The sequence below is a fragment of the Cellulomonas sp. CW35 genome, from assembly GCF_052378485.1.
Lineage (GTDB): Bacteria > Actinomycetota > Actinomycetes > Actinomycetales > Cellulomonadaceae > Cellulomonas > Cellulomonas uda.
In genome coordinates, this window is sequence record NZ_CP199000.1 from 2,543,302 (window position 1) to 2,563,184 (window position 19,883).

Annotated in this window: 12 protein-coding genes; 3 read left to right on the forward strand and 9 right to left on the reverse strand. The window is 72.1% G+C overall.

All coding sequences use genetic code 11. From position 1 onward, the window contains the following. Window positions 1-16: 16 nt before the first annotated feature. Entirely contained in the window at window positions 17-2,314 is a 2,298-nt protein-coding gene (locus ACT17Q_RS11695) for an esterase-like activity of phytase family protein (RefSeq protein WP_444662587.1), read from the reverse strand. Window positions 2,315-2,467: 153 nt separating this feature from the next. Here ACT17Q_RS11695 and ACT17Q_RS11700 point away from each other — a divergent pair, with 153 nt between their 5' ends. Together ACT17Q_RS11700 and ACT17Q_RS11705 are read left to right on the forward strand one after the other, a co-directional pair. Beyond that, a complete protein-coding gene (locus ACT17Q_RS11700; RefSeq protein WP_444662589.1) occupies window positions 2,468-3,166 on the forward strand; it encodes an SRPBCC family protein in 699 nt (232 codons plus the stop codon). Further along, window positions 3,163-3,561, forward strand: coding sequence for an ArsR/SmtB family transcription factor (locus ACT17Q_RS11705; RefSeq protein WP_444662591.1), 399 nt, complete (start codon window positions 3,163-3,165; stop codon window positions 3,559-3,561). Before ACT17Q_RS11700 ends, ACT17Q_RS11705 begins: the two co-directional genes overlap by 4 nt. Here the strand turns inward: ACT17Q_RS11705 and ilvD are convergent. The 5 genes from ilvD to ACT17Q_RS11730 form a co-directional block, all read right to left on the reverse strand. After that, complete coding sequence (gene ilvD / locus ACT17Q_RS11710) at window positions 3,539-5,401, reverse strand: dihydroxy-acid dehydratase (protein ID WP_444662593.1); 1,863 nt, start codon at window positions 5,399-5,401, stop codon at window positions 3,539-3,541. The genes ACT17Q_RS11705 and ilvD overlap by 23 nt on opposite strands. 220 nt (window positions 5,402-5,621) lie before the next feature. Then, window positions 5,622-7,940, reverse strand: coding sequence for a beta-xylosidase/alpha-l-arabinosidase (locus ACT17Q_RS11715; RefSeq protein WP_444662595.1), 2,319 nt, complete (start codon window positions 7,938-7,940; stop codon window positions 5,622-5,624). A 21-nt stretch (window positions 7,941-7,961) separates the two neighbouring features. Beyond that, the gene (locus tag ACT17Q_RS11720; RefSeq protein ID WP_268533860.1) at window positions 7,962-8,852 is read right to left on the reverse strand and encodes a carbohydrate ABC transporter permease; all 891 of its coding nucleotides are present in this window, start codon (window positions 8,850-8,852) and stop codon (window positions 7,962-7,964) included. After that, on the reverse strand, window positions 8,849-9,889 hold the full coding sequence (locus ACT17Q_RS11725; RefSeq protein WP_094182046.1) for a carbohydrate ABC transporter permease: 1,041 nt from the start codon (window positions 9,887-9,889) through the stop codon (window positions 8,849-8,851). Before ACT17Q_RS11725 ends, ACT17Q_RS11720 begins: the two co-directional genes overlap by 4 nt. A 5-nt stretch (window positions 9,890-9,894) precedes the next feature. Then, the gene (locus ACT17Q_RS11730) at window positions 9,895-11,220 is read right to left on the reverse strand and encodes an ABC transporter substrate-binding protein (RefSeq protein WP_444662597.1); all 1,326 of its coding nucleotides are present in this window, start codon (window positions 11,218-11,220) and stop codon (window positions 9,895-9,897) included. 153 nt (window positions 11,221-11,373) lie between these two features. On the opposite strand from ACT17Q_RS11730, the gene ACT17Q_RS11735 reads away from it, so the two are divergent. After that, on the forward strand, window positions 11,374-12,360 hold the full coding sequence (locus tag ACT17Q_RS11735) for a LacI family DNA-binding transcriptional regulator (protein WP_141319067.1): 987 nt from the start codon (window positions 11,374-11,376) through the stop codon (window positions 12,358-12,360). Window positions 12,361-12,381: 21 nt separating this feature from the next. Here the strand turns inward: ACT17Q_RS11735 and ACT17Q_RS11740 are convergent, their stop codons facing one another. From ACT17Q_RS11740 to ACT17Q_RS11750, 3 genes are all read right to left on the reverse strand, one after another. Then, window positions 12,382-13,986 carry a peptide MFS transporter gene (locus ACT17Q_RS11740; RefSeq protein ID WP_444662599.1) on the reverse strand — a complete coding sequence of 535 codons (1,605 nt, stop codon included), beginning with the start codon at window positions 13,984-13,986 and terminating at the stop codon, window positions 12,382-12,384. Between the two features lie 54 nt (window positions 13,987-14,040). Further along, window positions 14,041-14,616 carry a GNAT family N-acetyltransferase gene (locus ACT17Q_RS11745; RefSeq protein ID WP_141319025.1) on the reverse strand — a complete coding sequence of 192 codons (576 nt, stop codon included), beginning with the start codon at window positions 14,614-14,616 and terminating at the stop codon, window positions 14,041-14,043. 149 nt (window positions 14,617-14,765) lie between these two features. Then, the gene (locus ACT17Q_RS11750) at window positions 14,766-19,850 is read right to left on the reverse strand and encodes an endo-1,4-beta-xylanase (RefSeq protein ID WP_444662601.1); all 5,085 of its coding nucleotides are present in this window, start codon (window positions 19,848-19,850) and stop codon (window positions 14,766-14,768) included. Window positions 19,851-19,883 lie beyond the last annotated feature (33 nt).

Sequence of the window (19,883 nt, forward strand, 5' to 3'; positions counted from 1 at the left end):
CTATCGGCGGGGCGCGCTACGGGCGGGCGCCGAGCGCCGCGACCGCGACGTCCGGGTTGTCGCTGAACAGCCCGTCGACGCCCGCCCCGACGAACGCGCGCACCTCGGCCGCGAGGTCGCCCGTGCCCGCGGGGTCGTCGCCGCGACGCAGGTCCGTCGGCAGGAACGTGTTCTCGCGGCGGAACGTCCACGCGTGCACGGTCAGGTGCTCGCGGTGCGCGTCGCGGACCACCGACGTGGGCCGGGCGAGCCTGCCGTCCGGCGTGCGCGGGATCACGCGGTCCTTGCACAGCCCGACGCCGTCCGCGTAGCGGGCGACCTCCCGCAGCCCGGTGCGCGTCACGAGGTCGGCGTACGTGCGCGGGTCGCCGGCCGCGACCAGGTCGTACGGCGCGCCCGAGCAGTCGACGAGCTGCACGAGCGGGACCTGCGTCCGGCGCGAGAGCCAGCGCAGGTTGCCCGTCTCGAAGCTCTGCACGACGACGGGCGCGTCGGGCCGGTCCAGCCCGGCCGCCCGCAGCGCGCTCAGCAGCCGCCCCTCGAGCGGCAGGCCGATCGACGCGAAGTACGTCGGGTGCTTGGTCTCGGGGTACACCCCGACCTGCCGGCCCGCGCACGAGACCGACCGCCGCGCGAGGTCGAGCACCTCGTCGAGCGTCGGCACCTCGTAGCGCCCGTCGAACGCGGCGCTGCCGGGGCGCAGCTGCGGCAGCCGCTCGACCGCGCGCAGCGAGCGCAGCTCGGCGAGCGTCAGGTCCTCCGTGAACCACCCCGTGACCGAGCGGCCGTCGATCACCTTGGTGGTGCGGCGGTCGGCCAGCTCGGGCCGCAGGGCGACGTCCGTCGTCCCGCTGATCTCGTTCTCGTGCCGCGCGACGAGCACGCCGTCCTTCGTCGCGACGACGTCGGGCTCGATGTAGTCGGCGCACTGCCGGATGGCGAGCTCGTAGGACGCGAGCGTGTGCTCCGGGCGGTAGCCGCTCGCGCCGCGGTGACCGATGACCGTGACCGGGTGGCTGCGCACGCGCTCCCGCCGCAGCTCGACGATCGCGAGCTCGGTGTCGTCGGGCGTGCCGGGCCGGCGGGCGGCGTTGCCCGGGTAGTTGTTGTCGTTCGCGATCAGAAGCCGCCCGTCGCGCAGCTGCACGACCGTCTCGAACGACTGCACCGGCAGCGACCACGGGTCACCCGTGCCGTACCCGCCGTCCGCGTCGAGCCCGTGCGGGTTCGCGACGTCGAGCGCGTCGAGCACCAGCTCCTTCGCCAGGAACCCGTCGCGCTCCGCTCGGCGCAGGTCGACGCGGTACACGCGCTTCGTCACCGCTGCCGCACCCTCGAAGTCGTCGCGCTCGACGACGAGCAGCTCGTGCGCGCTCGTCGCGAACGCGTCGCCCACCACGTTCGCGTCACGGTCCGTCTCGTACGACCAGGTGCGGCCCGTGTACCGACCGCGCTGCGTGTCGAACTGCGCGACCGTGCGCCGCCGCTGCAGCGGGTCGTCGACGAACGCGCCCTCGGTGACCGGGTAGAGGTAGCGACCGTCCGGCGAGCCGGCCATCGCCTCGAACCCGCGGCTCGCGGGCAGACGCGGCGTCTCGCCCGGCTCGAGGTCGGGGCTCTGGGGCGAGCGCACGCCCGGCATGGGCACGGGCGCGCTCAGGAGCCGGCCGGTGCGGTCGACGTGCAGCAGGAACGGCCCGAACTCCTCACCGATCCAGAACGAGCCGTCCCGGGCCTGCACGAGCGACTCGATGTCGAAGTCCGCGCCCGTCAGGTACCGCTGCGCGGTGTCGCCGTTGACGATCGGGAAATCGATCCGGCGGTCGGGGTCACGCAGCTGCACGAACCCGTCGACCCGCACGTCGCCCGCACCTCCGCGCGCCGTCTCCCACCGCGGCGTGATGCGGTAGATCCGCAGCAGGAAGTCCGCCGAGTTCGCCTTGCTGCCGAACCCGTTGTCGGGCTGCGCCCAGAACGACCCGTCGCCGGCGTCCACCACGGCGGAGAAGCCGGGGATCACCTGTCCCGCGAACGGTCCGCGGCGCCCGTTGGCGGGCGTCGCCTGGGCGCCCGAGGGCGGCCCGGGCTCGAGGTGGTCGGCCGGCAACGTGGCGTGCGCCACGAGCGTGGGCTCGGTGGTCCAGGTGACGGCCGGCCGCGGGTCCCGGTCACCGAGGGCCGGCTCGTCGTGGTCGCCGCCCGTCGCATGCGCGGGCGCGCTCACCAGGGTCGACACGAGGGCCGTCGTGAGGACGGCGACGGTCGCGGCTCGGCGGCCCGCACGTCCGGGGGTCCGCATGCGTGAGGAGGTCATGACCCGAGCGAACCGGACGAAACCGACGCCCCGCGGACGCGCGGGCGAGCGGCCCGTGACGAGCACGTGAAGCCCGGCCGACCGGGGAGCGAGCCCTTCCGTCGCGCGGCCGAGCGTGCAACTATAAGGCTCTGCTTATGAAAGGGGTTCGCCATGGCCATCTCGGTCGATCCGATCGCCACCGCGGGGCTCGTCACGCGCGAGGTGCGCACCGGCGAGCGTGCCGGTGCGCCGACGCGCGTCGCGGTCGCCCGCCGGACGTACGCCACCGACCCGGCCGACCTGTGGGACGCCCTCACCGACCCGCAGCGCATCCCCCGGTGGTTCCTGCCCGTCAGCGGTGACCTGCGCGTCGGCGGGCGCTACTCGCTCACGGGGAACGCATCGGGTGTGGTCGAGCGGTGCGACGCGCCGCGGCTGCTCGCGCTCACGTGGGAGATGGGGCCGCAGGTCTCGTGGGTCGAGGTCGAGCTCACGCCGGTCGACGACGGCACCGGCGACCGGACGCGTCTCGAGCTCCGCCACGAGGCGCCCGTCGACCCCGAGTTCTGGACGCAGTACGGCCCGGGTGCGGTCGGTGTCGGGTGGGACCTCGCGCTGCTCGGTCTGGGCCTGCACCTGGACACGGGCGAGCCCGTCGACCCCGACGACGGCGCCGGGTACGCACTGACGGCCGACGGCAGGGCGTTCGTGCGCGCGTCCGCCCAGGGATGGACCGCGGCCGCGGTCGCGGCGGGCGAGGACGCCCGGGACATGCAGGCGGCCGGGGACCGGACCGTCACCTTCTACACCGTCGACCCCTCGCGGCCGTCCACGGAGGAGACACCGACCGGGGAGACACCGACCGAGTGAACGCGCGTCCGCTCCCGGCCGAGGCGGCGCTCGACGCGCTCGGCCACCCGCTGCGCCGGGTGCTCCTGCGCCTCGTCGCGGCGCAGGAGCAGTCGGTCGGCGAGCTCGTGCACCGCGTGCAGCCCGTGCGGCCCGTGTCGCAGCCCGCCGTGTCGCAGCACCTCGGTGTGCTCCGCGAGGCGGGCCTGCTGACCGTGCGGACCGAGGGCACGCGACGGATCTACGGGCTCGACCCCGCGGGGCTCGCCGACGTGCGCGCGTGGCTCGACGAGCTCGTCGACCCGCTCGCACCGCTCGCCCAGCCGCTCGACGCGCTCGCGACCGAGGTCGCCCGGGGTCGCCGTGCCCGGCGTGCGTCGCAGCCGGAGCGGGTCAGCCGCGGCGAAGGCGCGTGACGTCGCGGACGGCGCCGCGGTCGGCGGAGGTCGCCATCGCGGCGTACGCCTGGAGCGCCGGGGACACGTAGCGGTCGCGGTCCTTCGGCTGCCACGGGGTCTCCGAGGCCTCCATCTTGGCGCGGCGCTCCGCGAGCACCTCGTCGGGCACGTTGACGCGGATGAGCCGGGACTCGACGTCGATCTCGATCTCGTCGCCGTCCTCGACCAGGCCGATCGTGCCGCCGGCCGCGGCCTCGGGCGAGACGTGGCCGACCGAGATGCCCGACGAGCCGCCCGAGAACCGGCCGTCCGTGATGAGCGCGCAGACCTTGCCCAGGCCGCGGCCCTTGATGAACGACGTCGGGTAGAGCATCTCCTGCATGCCCGGGCCGCCCGCAGGGCCCTCGTACCGCACGACCACCACGTGGCCGGGCTGGACCTGCTTGGTGAGGATCTTCTCGACCGCCTCGTCCTGCGACTCGCACACCAGCGCGGTCCCGACGAAGTGGAAGACGTCGGGGTCGATGCCCGCGGTCTTGATGATCGCGCCGTCGTCGGCGAGGTTGCCGCGCAGCACCGCGAGCCCGCCCTCGACCGTGTACGCGTGGGCGACGTCGCGGATGCAGCCGTTCGCCTGGTCCGTGTCGAGCGACTCCCACACGTTCGTCGTCGAGAAGGCCTGCGTGGTCCGCACGCCGCCGGGCGCCGCGAGGAACAGGTCATGCGCGCGCTGCGTCGCCTTGCCGCCGCGGATGTCCCAGTCGTCGAGCCAGGCGCGCAGCGTCGGGGTGTGCACGCTCGTCACGTCGTGGTCCAGCAGGCCGCCGCGGTCGAGCTCGCCCAGCAGCGCGGGGATGCCACCGGCGCGGTGCACGTCCTCCATGTGGAAGCTCGGGTGGTTCGGCGCGACCTTCGCCAGGCACGGCACACGGCGTGAGATCGCGTCGATGTCCGCGAGCGTGAAGTCGACCTCCGCCTCCTGCGCGGCGGCGAGGATGTGCAGGACGGTGTTCGTCGAGCCGCCCATCGCGACGTCGAGCGCCATCGCGTTGCCGAACGCCGCCTTCGTCGCGATGCCGCGGGGCGCCGCGGTGTCGTCCTCGTCCTCGTAGTAGCGGCGGGCCAGGTCGACGATCGTGCGTCCGGCCTCCAGGAACAGCTCCCGACGAGCCGCGTGCGTGGCGAGGGTCGAGCCGTTGCCCGGCAGCGACAGGCCCAGGGCCTCGGTGAGGCAGTTCATCGAGTTCGCCGTGAACATGCCCGAGCACGACCCGCAGGTCGGGCAGGCGTTCTCCTCGACGGCGTCGAGCGCCTTGTCCGAGACGTTGTCGTCGGCCGAGTAGTTGATCGCGTTGATGAGGTTGAGCGGCGTGGCCGCCACGCCGTCCGCGACGACGGCCTTGCCGGCCTCCATGGGCCCGCCGGACACGAAGATCACCGGGATGTTCAGCCGCAGCGCCGCGTTGAGCATGCCGGGCGTGATCTTGTCGCAGTTGGAGATGCACACGAGCGCGTCCGCGCAGTGCGCGTTGACCATGTACTCGACCGAGTCGGCGATCAGGTCGCGGCTGGGCAGCGAGTACAGCATCCCCGCGTGGCCCATCGCGATGCCGTCGTCCACCGCGATCGTGTTGAACTCCTTGGCCACGCCGCCGGCCTCGCGGATCGCGCCCGCGACCAGGTCGCCCATGTCCTTGAGGTGCACGTGCCCGGGGACGAACTGCGTGTACGAGTTCGCGATCGCGACGATCGGCTTGCCGAAGTCCTCGGAGCCCATGCCGGTCGCGCGCCACAGCGCGCGGGCACCGGCCATGTTGCGACCGTGGGTCGAGGTCCGAGAGCGCAGCGGACGGCTCATCGTGTTCACTCCTTCGTCACGCACCTCGGGTCAGCACCGGTCGATCGCGGCGGGGGCAGGTGCGCTGCCCGAGAGCCTACGTCCGTCCCACGGCGCGGATGCGCCCGCGTCCACGACTCGGCCCGCGCCCCCGGACGTGCGCAGGCCCCGCGCCCCCGCACCGCCCGTGGAGGAGTGGCGGTGCGGGGCGCGGGGCCGTGGAGGCTCGCGTCCCGGGAGGTCAGGGCGCGAGGACCTCCGTGGCCGTCCAGCGGTCGTCGTCGTCGACCGTGTGGACGGGCCCGACCAGGCGGACGCTGGTGGAGGCGGCACGTTCCGCACTCGTGCCGACCCACAGCTCCAGGTCGCCCGGCTCGACGATGCGTGCCAGGTCGCGGCCGCTGAACGCGACGCGCGTCGTCGGGACGTCGAACCGCACGACGACCGACTCCCCCGCCGGGACCGCCACACGGCGGAACCCGACGAGCTGCGCGACCGGACGCGTCACGCTCGCGACGACGTCGTGCGCGTACAGCTGCACGACCTCGTCACCGTCCCGGTCGCCCGTGTTGGTCACGCGGACCGCGACGCGTACGCGCCCGTCCGTCGCGACCTCGGCCGACTCGGCCGTGAGCTCGTCGTACGCGAACGTGGTGTACGACAGGCCGAAGCCGAACGGCCGCACAGGACGCGACGGCAGGTTGGTGACGTCGCCGTCGCCGCCCAGCGCCGGGTGCAGGTACGTGTACGGCTGCGACCCCGCCGCGCGCGGCAGGCTCACGGGGAGCCGACCGGACGGATTGACGCGGCCCGACAGGACGCCCGCGACCGCGGGACCGCCCTCCTCACCCGGGAAGAACGCCTGGACCACGGCGGCGCACCGCTCGACGGCCCAGCCGATCGCGTACGGCCGGCCCGTGAGCAGCACGAGCACGACGGGCGTGCCCGTGCCGAGGACGGCCTCGACGAGCTCGCGCTGCACACCCGGCAGCTCGAGGTCGTCCCGGTCGCAGCCCTCACCGACGGTCCCGCGGCCGAACAGGCCCGCGCGGTCGCCGACGACGACCACCGCGACGTCCGCGCCGGACGCGGCCTCGACCGCGGCGGCGAAGCCCGACCGGTCGTCGGTGTCGACGTCGCAGCCCCGCTCGGCGACGACGTCGACGCCGACCAGCTCGGAGCGCAGCGACGCCAGGACGGTCGGTACCTCGATGCCCGTCTCCACCTCGGGGTGGTGCTCGAGCACGTGGTTGACGAACGAGTAGCACCCGAACATCGCCTCGTGCCGGTCGGCGTTGGGACCGACGACCGCGACGCGCGTCGGCGCCGGACGCGACCCGCCGAGCAGCGGCAGCACGCCGTCGTTCGCGACGAGCACGACCGACTCCTGCGCGAGCCGCGCGGCGACCTGCCGGTGCGCGGGCGAGTCGAGCTCGACGCCCGCGGGGGGCTCGCCCTCGAACGTCGCGTCGAGCAGGCCGAGCTCCGCCTTCTGGAGCAGCGCCCGCGTCACGGCCCGGTCGACGAGCGCCTCGTCGACCTTCCCGGCGCGGATCGCCTCGGCCAGCGGCTCGAGGTACGCGTCACCCGTGGGCAGCTCGATGTCGACGCCCGCGGCGAGCGCGAGGCCCGCGGCCTCGCCCAGGCCGTCCGCCACGTGGTGGAGGATGTCGAGGAACGCGACGCCGAAGTAGTCCGCGACGACGACCCCGTCGAACCCCCACCGCCCGCGGAGCAGGTCGGTGAGCAGCGTCGGGTCGGCGGCCGTCGGGACACCGTCGATCTCGGTGTACGCGTGCATGACCGACCGCACGCCGCCGTCCCGGACCGCCATCTCGAACGGCACGAGCAGCACGTCGGCGATCTCCCGCGGACCCGCGTGCACGGGCCCGAAGTTGCGGCCCGACTGCGACGCCGAGTAGCCGACGAAGTGCTTGAGCGTCGCGTGCACGCCCGCGGCCTGCAGGCCACGCACGTACGACGTGCCGATCTCGCCGACGAGGTACGGGTCCTCCGCGATGCACTCCTCGACCCGGCCCCAGCGGGGGTCGCGGATCACGTCGAGCACCGGGGCGAGGCCCTGGTGCACGCCGAGCGCGCGCATCGAGCCGCCGATCAGGTCGGCCATGCGGCCCACCAGCTCGGGGTCGAACGAGGCGCCCCACGCGAGGGGCGTCGGGAACGTCGCCGCCTGCCAGGCCGACAGGCCCGTCAGGCACTCCTCGTGGACGAGCGCCGGGATCCCGACGTTCGCGACGAGCGCGCGCTGCCGGCGCCAGAGCCAGGCGGCACGCTCGGTCGGGTCGACCGGGCGCGTGCCGTAGACGCGCGTCAGGTGGCCGAGCCCGTGGCGCACGGCGTCGTCGAGACCGCCGTCACGCGTGAACTCGCCCTGGAGGGGTGCGACGACCTCGCCGTCGCCCTTCTCCCAGAACCCGACGATCTGCGCGAGCTTCTGCTCGAGCGTGAGCCGCTCGAGGATCCGTGCCACACGCTCCGCGTCCGAGACGAACGTCTCGGGCGCCGGGGGCGGGCCGGTCGTGGGCACAGGGGTAGCCATGGTGCTCTCCGTCATCGTGGCTCAGCCCTTGACCGCGCCCTGGAGGCCGCTGACGATCCGCTTCTGCATCGCGAGGAAGAAGATCAGCGCCGGGATCATCGCGACCGACGTGAACGCGAACACGCCCGCGATGTCGGTCGAGTGCTCCGCCGAGTAGTCGGCGACGCCCAGCGGCAGGGTCTTGTTGTCGGACTGCAGCAGCAGCAGCGGCAGCATGTACGCGTTCCACGAGCCGACGAACGCCAGCACGCCGGTCGTGATGAGGCCCGGCCCCGACAGCGGCAGCAGCACCCGCCAGAAGAACCCCAGCCGGCTCGCGCCGTCGAGCTGCGCGGCCTCCTCGAGCTCGTTCGGGATCGCCTGCAGGAACGGACGCAGGATCACGACCGTGAGCGGCAGCGCGTACGCCGCCTGCGGCAGGGCGATGCCCCACCACGTGTTCGACAGGCCGAGGTCGCGGATGAGGATGAACAGCGGGATGACACCAACGGTCGCGGGGAACAGCAGACCGGCGACGAACACCGTGAACAGGCCCTCACGGCCGCGGAACTGGTAGCGCGCGAGCGGGTACGCCGCCATGACGCCGCAGACCACGACGAGCGAGGTGGTGATCACCGCGATCGCCACGGAGTTGCCCGTGTACGTCCAGAACTGCGGGTTCTTGAAGACCCCGACGTAGTTGTCGAGGATCCACGGGTTCGGCATGCCCGACGGGTTGAGGATCAGGTCGCCGTTCTTGCGGAAGCCCGAGATCACGCCGTACAGCACGGGGCCGAGCGACAGGGCGATCACGATCAGCGCGATGAAGTAGATCAGCGGGCTTCCGCCGCGCATCGCGTTGGTCGACCGTCGACGGGACTTCTGGGCAGCGGCCGCGGCGGCACCCTTGGGTGCGGCGAGTGCGGTGCTCATCGGGAGACCTTCTTCCGACGGACGACCGTGACGGTGTTGTCGCGGTTCATGACGAAGCGCTGGTACGTCAGCGCCAGGACGAGCGCGACCACGAAGAGGATCACGGAGGCAGCGGCGGCGATGCCGTAGTTGGACCGCTGCGTGCCCTGCTGGATGAGGAACGTGGCCATCGTGCTGGTCGCGTTGGCGGGGCCGCCCCTGGTGAGGACCCAGACCATGTCGAACAGCTGCAGCGACCCGATCATCGACAGGAACGCCCACGTGCGCAGCGTCGGGCCGAGCATGGGCACCGTGATGCGGCGCTGGATCTGCCACCAGGAGGCGCCGTCGAGCTGCGCGGCCTCGTAGAGCTCCTCGGGCACGCCCTGCAGGCCGGCGAGGAAGAGGATCACCGCCATGCCGAGGTACTTCCAGGTCAGGACCACCACGAGCGCGGGGAGCGCGGTCTCGAGGGTCCCGAGGAACCCTTGCTGCGGTCCGCTCAACCCGATCTTGTCGAGGATGGTGTCGAGGAGGCCCTCGTTCGGGACGAACATCTGGTACCAGATGACACCCGCGATGACCTCGGAGATCACGTACGGCACGAAGATCAGGGTCCGGATGGTGCCCTGGAACCGCATCTTGCGGTTGAGCAGCAGCGCGATCGCGAGGCCCAGCGGCAGCTGGATGGCGATCGAGGCCACCACGATGATCATGTTGTGCTGGAACGCCTCGATGAACTCGGGGTTGTCCAGGACTCGCCGGTAGTTGTCGAGACCGACGAACTTCTCGAAGTCGCCGAACCCCTTCCACTTGAAGAAGGAGATCTGCACCGCCCGAGCGATCGGGACGGCCACGAACAGCGTGAGGAGTGCGAGGGCGGGCGCCACGAAGAGCGTGATCTCGAGGCCCTTGCGGATGGATGCACCATTCCCGCGGCGTCCGCCCGGCCGGCCGGCCACCGGCCGCGCCGAAGCGCGACCGGTGACCGGAACCGTCGGGGTGGACGTCGCAGGCGAGGCGGGGGCGCCCAGGCGGGCGGTCGCTTCGTCTGCCACGTCGATCACTTCTCCAGGTCAGCCGCCGCCTGCGTGGCGTCGACGATGTCCTGCGGGCTGGCCTTACCGGCGAACAGGTCGACGATCTTGGCGTTCATGGCGTCGCCGATCGCCGGACCGAAGGCCGTGTCGAAGTACAGCTGGATGAACGGCGACGCGTCGCGGACCTCGAGGAGGCTCGCCAGCGCGGCGTCGGACACGTACTTCGATGCGCTCGCGTTGGTCGGAAGACCCATGTCGAGCTCCGCGAAGCCCTTCTGGACCTCGTCGGACAGCAGGTACGACGCGAAGTCGACCGCGGCGTCGGGCGCGTCCTGCGACACGGCCCAGGCGTCACCGCCACCGAGCTGCGCGGCGGGGTCGCCCTCGCCACCCGTCACGGCCGGGAACGCGAACCACGCGAGGTTCTCGCCGATGCCGGCCTCACCGATCTCGTCGGTGATGCCCTGCATCACGCCGGGCTCCCAGTGACCCTGGAGCTCGATCGCGACCTTGCCCGTGGCGAGCAGGCCGGACGCGGACGTCGCGCCCTTCTGCGCGACCGTCGACAGGAAGCCGTCGTTGAACGGCTGCGCGTCGAGCAGCTCCTTGAGCGACTCGCCCGCACGCACGAAGCACGGGTCGGAGAAGTCGAGCGAGGAGACGGCCGAGGTCAGGACGTCCTGCTTGCACTGGCGCAGCGCGAAGTAGTACCAGTAGTGCGCCGCCGGCCAGCCGTCGCCCGCACCGACCGAGATCGGAGCGATGTTCTTCGCCTTGAGCTTGTCGATGGCGTCGTACATCTCGTCCCACGTCGTCGGCGGGGCCTCGATGCCCGCCTCGGCGAAGAGTGCCTTGTTGTACCAGAAGCCCACGACGCCGATCGAGAACGGCAGCGCGTACGTCTTGCCGTCGACCTGGAAGCCCGCGACGGTGCCGCCGAGCTTGGCGATCGTGTCCGCAGCCGGCTCGGACAGGTCCTTGGTCAGGCCCGCCTCGACGTGGTCGGCGAGCTCGCCGCCACCACGCTCCATGTAGATGTCGGGCATGTCGCCCGACTGCATGGCGGCCGCCAGCTTGTCGACCATGTCCTCGTGCTGCATGGCGTTCACCTTGATGGTGACGCCCTCGTGCGAGGCCTCGAAGTCCTTCGCGACCTTGTCGTAGTAGACCTTGCCGTCACCCGTGTTCGAGTTGTGCCACCACTCGAGCGTGACGGCCTCGCCCTTGGCGCCACCACCGGAGGTGGTGCCGTCACCGGACGGGGTGTCGCCCCCGCTGCTGCAAGCGGCAAGGAGAGCGATCGTCGTCGCGAGCGCGATACCGGCGCCCGCACGGCGCATGCGTGCCATGTCTGGTCCCTTCAGTCTTCGTTGACCCACCTGGACGACGACGAGAGTGCCAAAGTTTCGAGGCGGGTGTCAATCGTTATCGAAACCGATATCGACACCGTTATGAAACCGATGCCATATAGTCACCGCGTGGAGCACTCCGGTCGGGTCAAGATGTCCGACGTCGCCCGCCGAGCGGGCGTGTCGGTGGCGACCGTGTCGAAGGTCGTCAACGGTCGCTACGGGGTCGCGCAGGCCACCCTGGACCGGGTCCAGCAGGTCATCGCCGACCTCGGGTACGAGGCGAGCCTCGGTGCGTCCAGCCTGCGCTCGCACCGCACGCACGTCGTCGGGATCCTCGTCGCCGAGTTCGAGCCGTTCAGCACCGAGCTGCTCAAGGGTGCGTCGGAGGCCATCGGGTCGACCGAGTACGAGCTGCTCGCCTACTCCGGCGGCGGCCGGCGCACCGACGTCGGGTGGGAGCGGCGCTACCTGTCCCGCCTCGGCGGCACGCTCATCGACGGCGCGATCATCGTCACCCCCACGGTCGTCGACGCGCACAGCGTGATCCCGGTCGTCGCGATCGACCCGCACACGGGGCCCACCGGCCTGCCGACGGTCGACTCCGACAACTTCGCCGGCGCGGTCATGGCGGTCGAGCACCTCGTCGCGCTCGGGCACCGGCGCATCGGCCTCATGGGCGGACGCCCGGACCTGGAGTCCGCACGGCTGCGCGAGGCGGGGTTCCGCGCGGCGCTGCAGGCCGCGGGCCTGGAGGTCGACGAGTCGCTCGTCGTGAACGGCGGGTTCCGCCCCGAGACGGCGACGCAGCCCGCGCGTGAGCTGCTCGACCGGCCCGACCGCCCGACCGCGATCTTCGCCGCGAACGACCTCTCGGCCATCCGGACCATCGAGGTCGCGCGCGAGCTCGGGCTGCGCGTGCCCGACGACCTGTCGGTCATCGGGTTCGACAACGTCCCCGAGTCGGCGCTGTGCGAGCCGCCCCTCACGACGATCAGCCAGCCGCTGCGCGACATCGGCGCACGCGCCCTGCACCTGCTCATCGACCTGCTCGACGACAAGCACGACAAGGACGTCCCGACGCACCTGCAGCTGCCGACCGCGCTCGTCGAGCGCTCGTCCTGCCGCGCGCTGGCCTGACCCCGCACGGCCGGTCCGACGCTAGAGGACCGTCGCGTCCTCGGCGTCCTCCTCACGCGAGCCCTCGCGGATGTGCCGCGTGACCCAGGGGGCGATCGCGAACATCCCGCACGCGAACACGAGCGCCACGGCGCCGATCCAGCCGAAGTAGGCGGTCGGGCCCACGTCGCTCGTCGCCTGCACCACCTGTGCGGTGATCGCGTTGCCCGCGCTCGTCGCGAGGAACCACAGGGCCATCGCCTGCCCGCGGAACGCCCGCGGCGCGAGCAGCGTCGTCGCCGCGAGACCCACGGGTGACAGGCACAGCTCGCCGACGGTCTGGATGACGTACACGAGCACCAGCACCCACCAGGGTGTGCGCCCGTCGCCCGCGATCGCGGACGCGCCCGCGAGGAACAGGAACGACAACGCCGCGGACGTCAGACCGATCGCGAACTTCACGGCGGTCGGCGGCCGGTCCTCGAGCCGGACCCACAGCCACGCGAAGACGGGCGCGAGGACGATGATCGCGGCGGGGTTGACCGACTGGAAGAACGCCGGCGAGACCTCGACGCCGAGGATCGTGAGCTCCGTGTGGTCCCGTGCGTACTCGGACAGCGTGCTCGCGGCCTGCTCGAAGATCATCCAGAACAGCATCGCCGCGACGAACAGCGGGATGTACGCCCGCAGCCGCGTGCGCTCCGCGCGCGTGACCTTCGGCGAGCGGAACATCACCCAGAACGTGGCCACGGGCGCGGCGAGCGCGATGTACGACAGCGCGTCGATGAACGTCGTCGTCGTGAACCCGCCGGACACCGCCGCCGCGACGCCGACCGCGACGAGGCAGCCCACCAGGACGGCACCCACGAGCCGCACGAGCGGCCCGCGGTCCGCCGCCGTGAGCGGGTTCGGCGCCTCGTCGCCGGCGCCGCCGAGCAGACCCCGCCCTGCGACGAAGAACACGAGCGCGATCGCCATGCCGACCGCCGCCACGGCGAACCCCGCGTGGTACCCACCGATCTCCCGCGCGACGCCCACCAGGATCGGCGCGAGGAGCGAGCCGATGTTGATGCCCATGTAGAAGATCGAGAACGCCGAGTCGCGGCGCGGGTCGTCGCGCGAGTACAGCTCGCCGACCATGCTCGAGACGTTCGGCTTGAGCAGGCCCGTGCCGAGCGCCACCAGCACGATGCCGAGGTAGGAGAACCGCGAGCCGGGGACCGCGAGGCTCACGTGACCAGCCGCGATGACCACGCCGCCGTACAGCACCGAGCGCCGCGCGCCGATCACCCGGTCCGCGAGCCACCCGCCGATGACGGACAGCAGGTACACCGACGCGCCGTACACCGCGACGACCGCGTTGCCGAGGTCGTCCGAGAGCCCGAGGCCGTCGTTCGCGATCGTGTCGGTGAGGAAGTACAGCAGGATCGCGCGCATGCCGTAGTAGCTGAACCGCTCCCACAGCTCGGTGCCGAACAGCGTCATGAGCCCCAGCGGGTGCCCGAAGAACGCGCGGTCGCGCGGCACGACCCCGTGCGCCTCCCCGACGCGCACGGACCGTGCGTCCAGCCGCGCGTCCCCGGGTGCCGGGTCGCGGGGCTCCATGCGGCGACGCGGGTGGCCCGGCGGCTCGTCAGGTGCGCGCATGCCCCCATCGTCGTGGGGCTCCCGGCGCGCCACCAGTCGGAGGCGGCAGCGGTGTCAGCGGTCCGAGCCCAGCTGGCCCGCGCGGTACTCGTCCTCGAGCAGACCCATGTCGATCGCGTCGCACCACCGGTCGCCGTCGCGGTAGGCGTCGCGGCGGCGCCCCTCGACCCGGAAGCCGAGGTTCTCGTACAGCGACAGCGCGCGGGAGTTGACCGACAGCACGTCGAGGCCGACCCGGTGCAGCCCCAGCCCGTCGAACGCGAACCCGAGCACCAGCTCGATCGCCTCCGTGCCGTAGCCGCGGCCCCGGTACCCGGGGCGCATCACGAGCCGCAGGTTCGCGCTGCGGACGACGTCGTCGATGTCGTTCAGCACGATCTCGCCGAGGTACTCGTCCTGACCCGCCAGCGTGATCGCCAGGTCGACCCGGCCCGGCAGGTCCGCCACCGTCGCGCACCAGCGGTCGACGTCCTCGCGGGCGAACGTCGCCGTGGTCCCGGTGAGGCGCTTGCCCTCGGGGTCGGTGACCACCTCCCAGACCGCGGCGGCGTCCGCGGCGCGGATCGGTCGCAGCGTGAGCATCTCACCCTGCAGGGTCGGCTTCTCGCTGCTCGTCGTCTGCTCGGTCATGCGCGACGCCCCTCCCGGCTCGGTGAGGCGAGGCTATTGCACCGGTCCGCGCCACCGCACCGACCCGCCGAGGACCGCCCGGGAACGACGAGGCGGCGTCGCCGCGGAGCTCAGCCATGCTCCGCGGCGACGCCGCCGGTCCCGTCGGGTCAGCGCAGCGTCAGCAGCGCTCCCCTGCTCGTGACCGTGCCGGCCACGTTGTGGACCACGGCCCGGAACGTCGAGCCGTCACGCGACGCGGTCGCGTTGATCCGCAGCGTCGTCTTGGTGGCACCCGAGATGGCGAACCACTTCGTCGACCCCTTGGGCTGGACGTACCACTGCACCTTCGGCGCGGGGTACGCGGTGGCCGCCACGGTGAAAGTCGCGACCGTGCCCGGCGCCGCCACCACCGACCTCGGCTGCGCCGTGATCGTCGGGGCGACCTTCGTGGCGGTGATCGTCGCCACCTTCGTGGTGACCGTGCCCGCGCTGTTCTTGAACACCGCGCGGACCTGGACGCCGTCGACCGTCGGCGTGAGCGAGACGCTCACCGTGGTCTTGGTGGCCCCGTTGATCTTCGTCCACGACGACGAGCCGGGGAGCTTGCGCTCCCACTGGACCGCCGGCGTCGGGTAGCCCGACGCCTGGGCCGTGACCTTGACCACCGAGCGCACCGGAGCCGTCACCGACTTCGGCTGCACCGTGACCTTCGGCGCCACGCGCTGCACCTTCAGCTGCGCGGTGCGCGTGATGGCCGTGCCGTGGCTGTTGGTGAACACGGCGCGGAAGCTCGCCCGGTCGTTGACCGCGACGGCCTTGACCGTGAGCGTGCTGCTCGTGCGACCGGACAGGTTCGCCCAGGTCGTCGAGCCCGGCAGCTTGCGCTGCCACTGCACCGTCGGCGTCGGGTTGCCCGTCGCCGCAGCCGTGAACGTCACCGTCGAGCCGAGCGTGCCCGTGGTGGTGACCGGGTGGGTCACCACGACCGGCGCCGTCTCGACCGGCGGCTCGGACGCGGCGACCAGCTTGGCGACGCCCCAGCGGGCCGTCGACTGGTAGCCCGTGCCCGTCGGGTCCGCCCAGTTGGTGACGGCGTGCCGGCTGCCGCCCGCGGCGTCGTTGACCTGGACGTCCAGGCCCTGGAACGTCCCGAGGCCGCCGTACTCGAGGAGGCTGATCGCCGCCTCGACCCGGTACCCGGTCGCCGTCGGCACGACGGCCGACTGCAGGCGGTTGCGCTGGAACGCCTCGTCGCCCGTGCCGAACGAGACCGCACCGGTCGCGTCGATCCGGATCTGCGTGTCGTCGTAGCGGTACGCGCCGTTCTTGAAGTTCCCGCCGTCCACGTAGATCTCGACGGAGTCCTTCGTCCACGGGTCGCTGCCCGACGTGTCGACCTCGGGGTCGGTCACGTCCGCCAGCAGGTACAGCGTGTTGTCCTTCCACAGCGTGCGGAAGGTGCCCTGCGCACCACCCGTGCCCAGCGTCGGCTTCTCGGTCGTGACCGAGCCCGCACCGGACCACACCGCGTCGACGTCGCCGTCGATCGTCGGGGCGGTCGCGGTCGCCGGCACCTCGGTGTACGACAGCGGCTCGACGAGCGTGACGCTGCCGAGCACGCCGGACGTGTTCCACGCCGACGTCGTGTCCTGGTCGACGACGCGCACGTCGAGCTCGACCACGTCGCCGCGGGCGGCGCCCGACAGCGGCACCGTGGCGACGACGGACCAGCCACCGGCACGCTCGACCGCACCCGACGAGCCGCGCGCGATCGTCGTCACGCCGTCCGGCGTCTCGAGCAGCACCGCGTCGCCCGAGTCAGCCGACGCGTCGTCGACGTCCACGTAGGCCAGCAGACCGTCCGGCGTCCAGCGCAGCTGGAACCGGCCGTTCTCGCCCACCGCGTGCAGCGGGAGACGACGCCACTCGTCGGAGCCGACCGCGTAGTCGCCCTCGGCGTCGGCCGCGAACGCGTTCGCGCTGCGGATCGCCGGCGGGAGCTCCTGGTCGGCCGCGCCGTAGTACGCGGGCTTGGCCTTGAAGTAGTCGTCGAACAGCAGCGGCTTGCCGTTGTTCGACGCCCGCCACGACCGTCCGTCGGTCAGGCCCCAGACCGTCACCGAGAACAGGTCGTCGGCGTGCGCCCGGAACGCGTCGAACGCGGCCTGGTAGTAGTACCCCTGGTCGACGGACTTCGCGGTGTCGGGCGAGCCGACGAACACGTCGAGCTCGGTCACGGCCTGCACGAGGTCGCGGCCGTCCGCCGTCTTCATGCCCTCGAAGTCGTCGATCGCGGCACCGAGCGTGCTGACCGGCGTCGACAGCGCGACGTGGAACTGGTGACCCACGCCGTCGATCGGGACGTCCCGCGCGATCAGGCGCTCGACGAGCGCCTTGTAGCGCGCCCGCTTGCCCGTCTGCTCGGTGTTGTAGTCGTTGATGAACAGCGTGACGGGGTGCTCAGCGCCCTCGGCCGCGTAGACGTCGTTGAACGCCTCGTTCGCGTACTCGAACGCCGAGTCCACGAAGCTCTCGCCGAGGATCTGGTACCACGTGGAGCGGCGCATGCCGTCCTCGTAGGCGGTGCCGTCGTCGATCACCTCGTTGACGACGTCCCACGCCTTGAGCGGGTTGGTCGGCGAGCCGAACGGGCCGTACTGGTCCGAGATCGTCTCGGCGATCGCGAAGATGTGCTCGCGCAGGCGCGCACGCATCGCGTCCGGCCCGAGCAGCGCACCCTCGTCGTCCCGGTAGAACCAGTCCGGCGTCTGGCTGTGCCACGCGAGCACGTGCCCGTACACCCGCAGCTCGTTCTCCTGCGCGTAGTCCAGGAGCGCCTTCGCCTCCGGGTGCATGCGGAACGTGTCCACACCCTCGCCCGAGTACCAGGCCTCGACCTTCATGTAGTTCTCGGCCGTGAGCTGGTTGAAGTGCTTGAGCAGCAGCTCGGAGGCCGAGCCGTTCATCTCGCGCGAGTCGACGGCCGCACCCATCGGGAACGTCACCGTGTCCTTGAGCGGCGTGAGGTCCTGGATCTCCGAGACCGGGGTCGACTTCACCGTGACGTCGTCGACGACGAACGTCGAGGTGTTGCCGGCCTCGCCCTGCGCCCACTTGGTCTCGAAGTAGATCTCCGCGGCGGTGTCGAACGCCGGCATCGTGAACGTGCCCGTCACGTTGACCCACTGGCTCGACGACAGGCCCGTGAACTGGGCCAGGTTCGAGAACGCGGCCGAGTCCTCACCCGTCACCGTGCGCGACGAGAGCGTCATGTCGCCCGGCGTGCCCTCGAACTTGACCCACGCCGAGACGTCGTACGACGCACCGGGCGTGGCCTTGTCCGTCACGTCGAACTGGATGCCCTGGCCCTGCGAGACGCGGTCCGAGACCCGGACGGCGTACGTCGAGTCGTGCGCGACCTCGTCCTGCACGACGACCGTCGGGGCGCCCTTGCCGTCGTCGCGCGGGGACCAGCCCTGCGGCGTGCCGTCCTCGAAGTCCGTGTCGACGAGCGTGACGCCCTTGGGCGCCGCACCGCCGGCGGGCAGCGTGAACGTCCAGCCGTCGGCGAGCAGCTCGGCGACCACGGTCTTGACCGCGTTCACGCCCGCCGTGCGGTTGCCGCCACCGTCGTGCACCAGGACGATCTCGCCCGGGTTGGACGTGATGACGTCGCGCAGCGCGGCCGTGAGCTTCGCCTCGTCGCCCGCGTTCTCGGCGCCGTCCCAGTCGAAGATCAGGTTGTCGACCGCGAGCGGCTGCATACCGAGCGCGACCGCGACCTGGTTCGTCCGGCCCCAGTCACCGTTGGGCGCACGGAAGTAGGGCACCTCGGCCTCGGGGTCGCCCAGCGCGTCCCGGATGATCGCCAGGTTCGCCTTGAGCTTGTCCGCGACCTGCGCCTTCGTCAGCGAGCCCATGCCGTCGTAGTCGGTGCTGTGGTTGCACAGCGTGTGGCCGTCGGCCACGATCCGCTTGAGCACGTCGGCACCGCCGGGCGCCTGCACGTTCTGGCCGATGACGCAGAACGTGGCCTTGACGTCGTTCTCCTCGAGGAAGTCGAGCAGCGCGGTCGTCGTGGCGCCGTTCGGGCCGTCGTCGAACGTGAGCGCGGACGTCTTCGTCGTGCCGCGCGCGGCCGAGACGGGCGCCTCGGACGGGTTCAGCGCACCGCCCGGCACGAAGCTCGGGTCGGTCTCGACGTAGTCGTCCCCGCTACCGGCGGCACCGGTGACGCGCACGTCGTCGACGAGGAAGCCCGGGTGGACCGTGCCGATCGCGGACGCCTCGAAGTAGAGGATCACCGAGGTGAGGCCGGCAGGCCGCGTGTACGACCCGGAGACCTCGACCCACTCGTCGGCCGTCACGTCGGCGGCCGTGGCGACGGTCGCGTACGAGTCGTCACCGCCGCTGTTGCTCTGGGCCGTCACCTTGATGGTCGACGCGCCCTCGGTCCCCGCCGGGAGCTTGACCCACGCGGAGAAGTCGGCGGACTGCCCCGCGACGAGCGTCGACGTCAGGTCGGCCTGCGTGCCCGCCCAGTCGGCGGTGCGGTTCGCGACCAGCAGGCTCTGCGCGCCGCCGTGGAACTCGGTCCCGGTGAGGGAGGTCACCGAGCCGCGGTCGCCCCAGGGCGACTTCGTCGACTCGAAGTCGTTGCTCAGCACGACGGTGGGCTCGCTCGCGGGGGTGGCGGCGGTCACGACGACGTCGTCGAGCTGGTAGGTGAACGCCAGCGCGGGGGTCGGCTCCGGGTAGGGCCCGGTGCCGAGGTACAGCTCGCTCTCGGCGCCCGTCGCGGGGATGGTGTAGGTCCCGGTGACGGTGGTCCACTCGTCGGTCAGGGTGGTGCTCGAGAGCCAGGTGAAGCTCGGCTTGGTGACCCAGCGGGCGCCGACGTTCGTGTCGCCCGCGACGATGCGGGCCTGCGCCGTCACGGTGACGACCGTGCCGGCCTCGAGGCCCTCGAGGAGGTCGGCTGGGGTCGAGACCCCGTCGGAGTTGGCGCCGCGGACGACCTGGTAGACCTTGTCGCCGTCGCCGAGGTCGACGAACGTGCCCGCCGCGCCCGACTGCGTGAGGCCGCCGAGGGTCCCGTCGTCGAACGACGCGGTGAGCAGGGACGTCGTCCCGTCCGCCGCGCCGGCGGCGCTCGCGCCGACCGTCACGGCTGTCAGCGGTGCTGCCAGCAGGGCGAGCGTCGCGAGTCCCGCGACCCCTCGTCTGCTGTGCACCCGTGTTCCAGTAAGCATCGACGCTCCTTTGCGTGACGTGGTTCCGGTGGC

Coding starts and splice junctions, on each gene's coding strand:
- ACT17Q_RS11695 (WP_444662587.1), bottom strand. CDS start 2,314: ATGACCTCCTCACGCATGCGGACCCCCGGACGTGCGGGCCGCCGAGCC.
- ACT17Q_RS11750 (WP_444662601.1), bottom strand. CDS start 19,850: ATGCTTACTGGAACACGGGTGCACAGCAGACGAGGGGTCGCGGGACTC.
- ACT17Q_RS11715 (WP_444662595.1), bottom strand. CDS start 7,940: ATGGCTACCCCTGTGCCCACGACCGGCCCGCCCCCGGCGCCCGAGACG.
- ACT17Q_RS11700 (WP_444662589.1), top strand. CDS start 2,468: ATGGCCATCTCGGTCGATCCGATCGCCACCGCGGGGCTCGTCACGCGC.
- ACT17Q_RS11730 (WP_444662597.1), bottom strand. CDS start 11,220: ATGGCACGCATGCGCCGTGCGGGCGCCGGTATCGCGCTCGCGACGACG.
- ACT17Q_RS11740 (WP_444662599.1), bottom strand. CDS start 13,986: ATGCGCGCACCTGACGAGCCGCCGGGCCACCCGCGTCGCCGCATGGAG.
- ilvD (WP_444662593.1), bottom strand. CDS start 5,401: ATGAGCCGTCCGCTGCGCTCTCGGACCTCGACCCACGGTCGCAACATG.
- ACT17Q_RS11720 (WP_268533860.1), bottom strand. CDS start 8,852: ATGAGCACCGCACTCGCCGCACCCAAGGGTGCCGCCGCGGCCGCTGCC.
- ACT17Q_RS11745 (WP_141319025.1), bottom strand. CDS start 14,616: ATGACCGAGCAGACGACGAGCAGCGAGAAGCCGACCCTGCAGGGTGAG.
- ACT17Q_RS11735 (WP_141319067.1), top strand. CDS start 11,374: ATGTCCGACGTCGCCCGCCGAGCGGGCGTGTCGGTGGCGACCGTGTCG.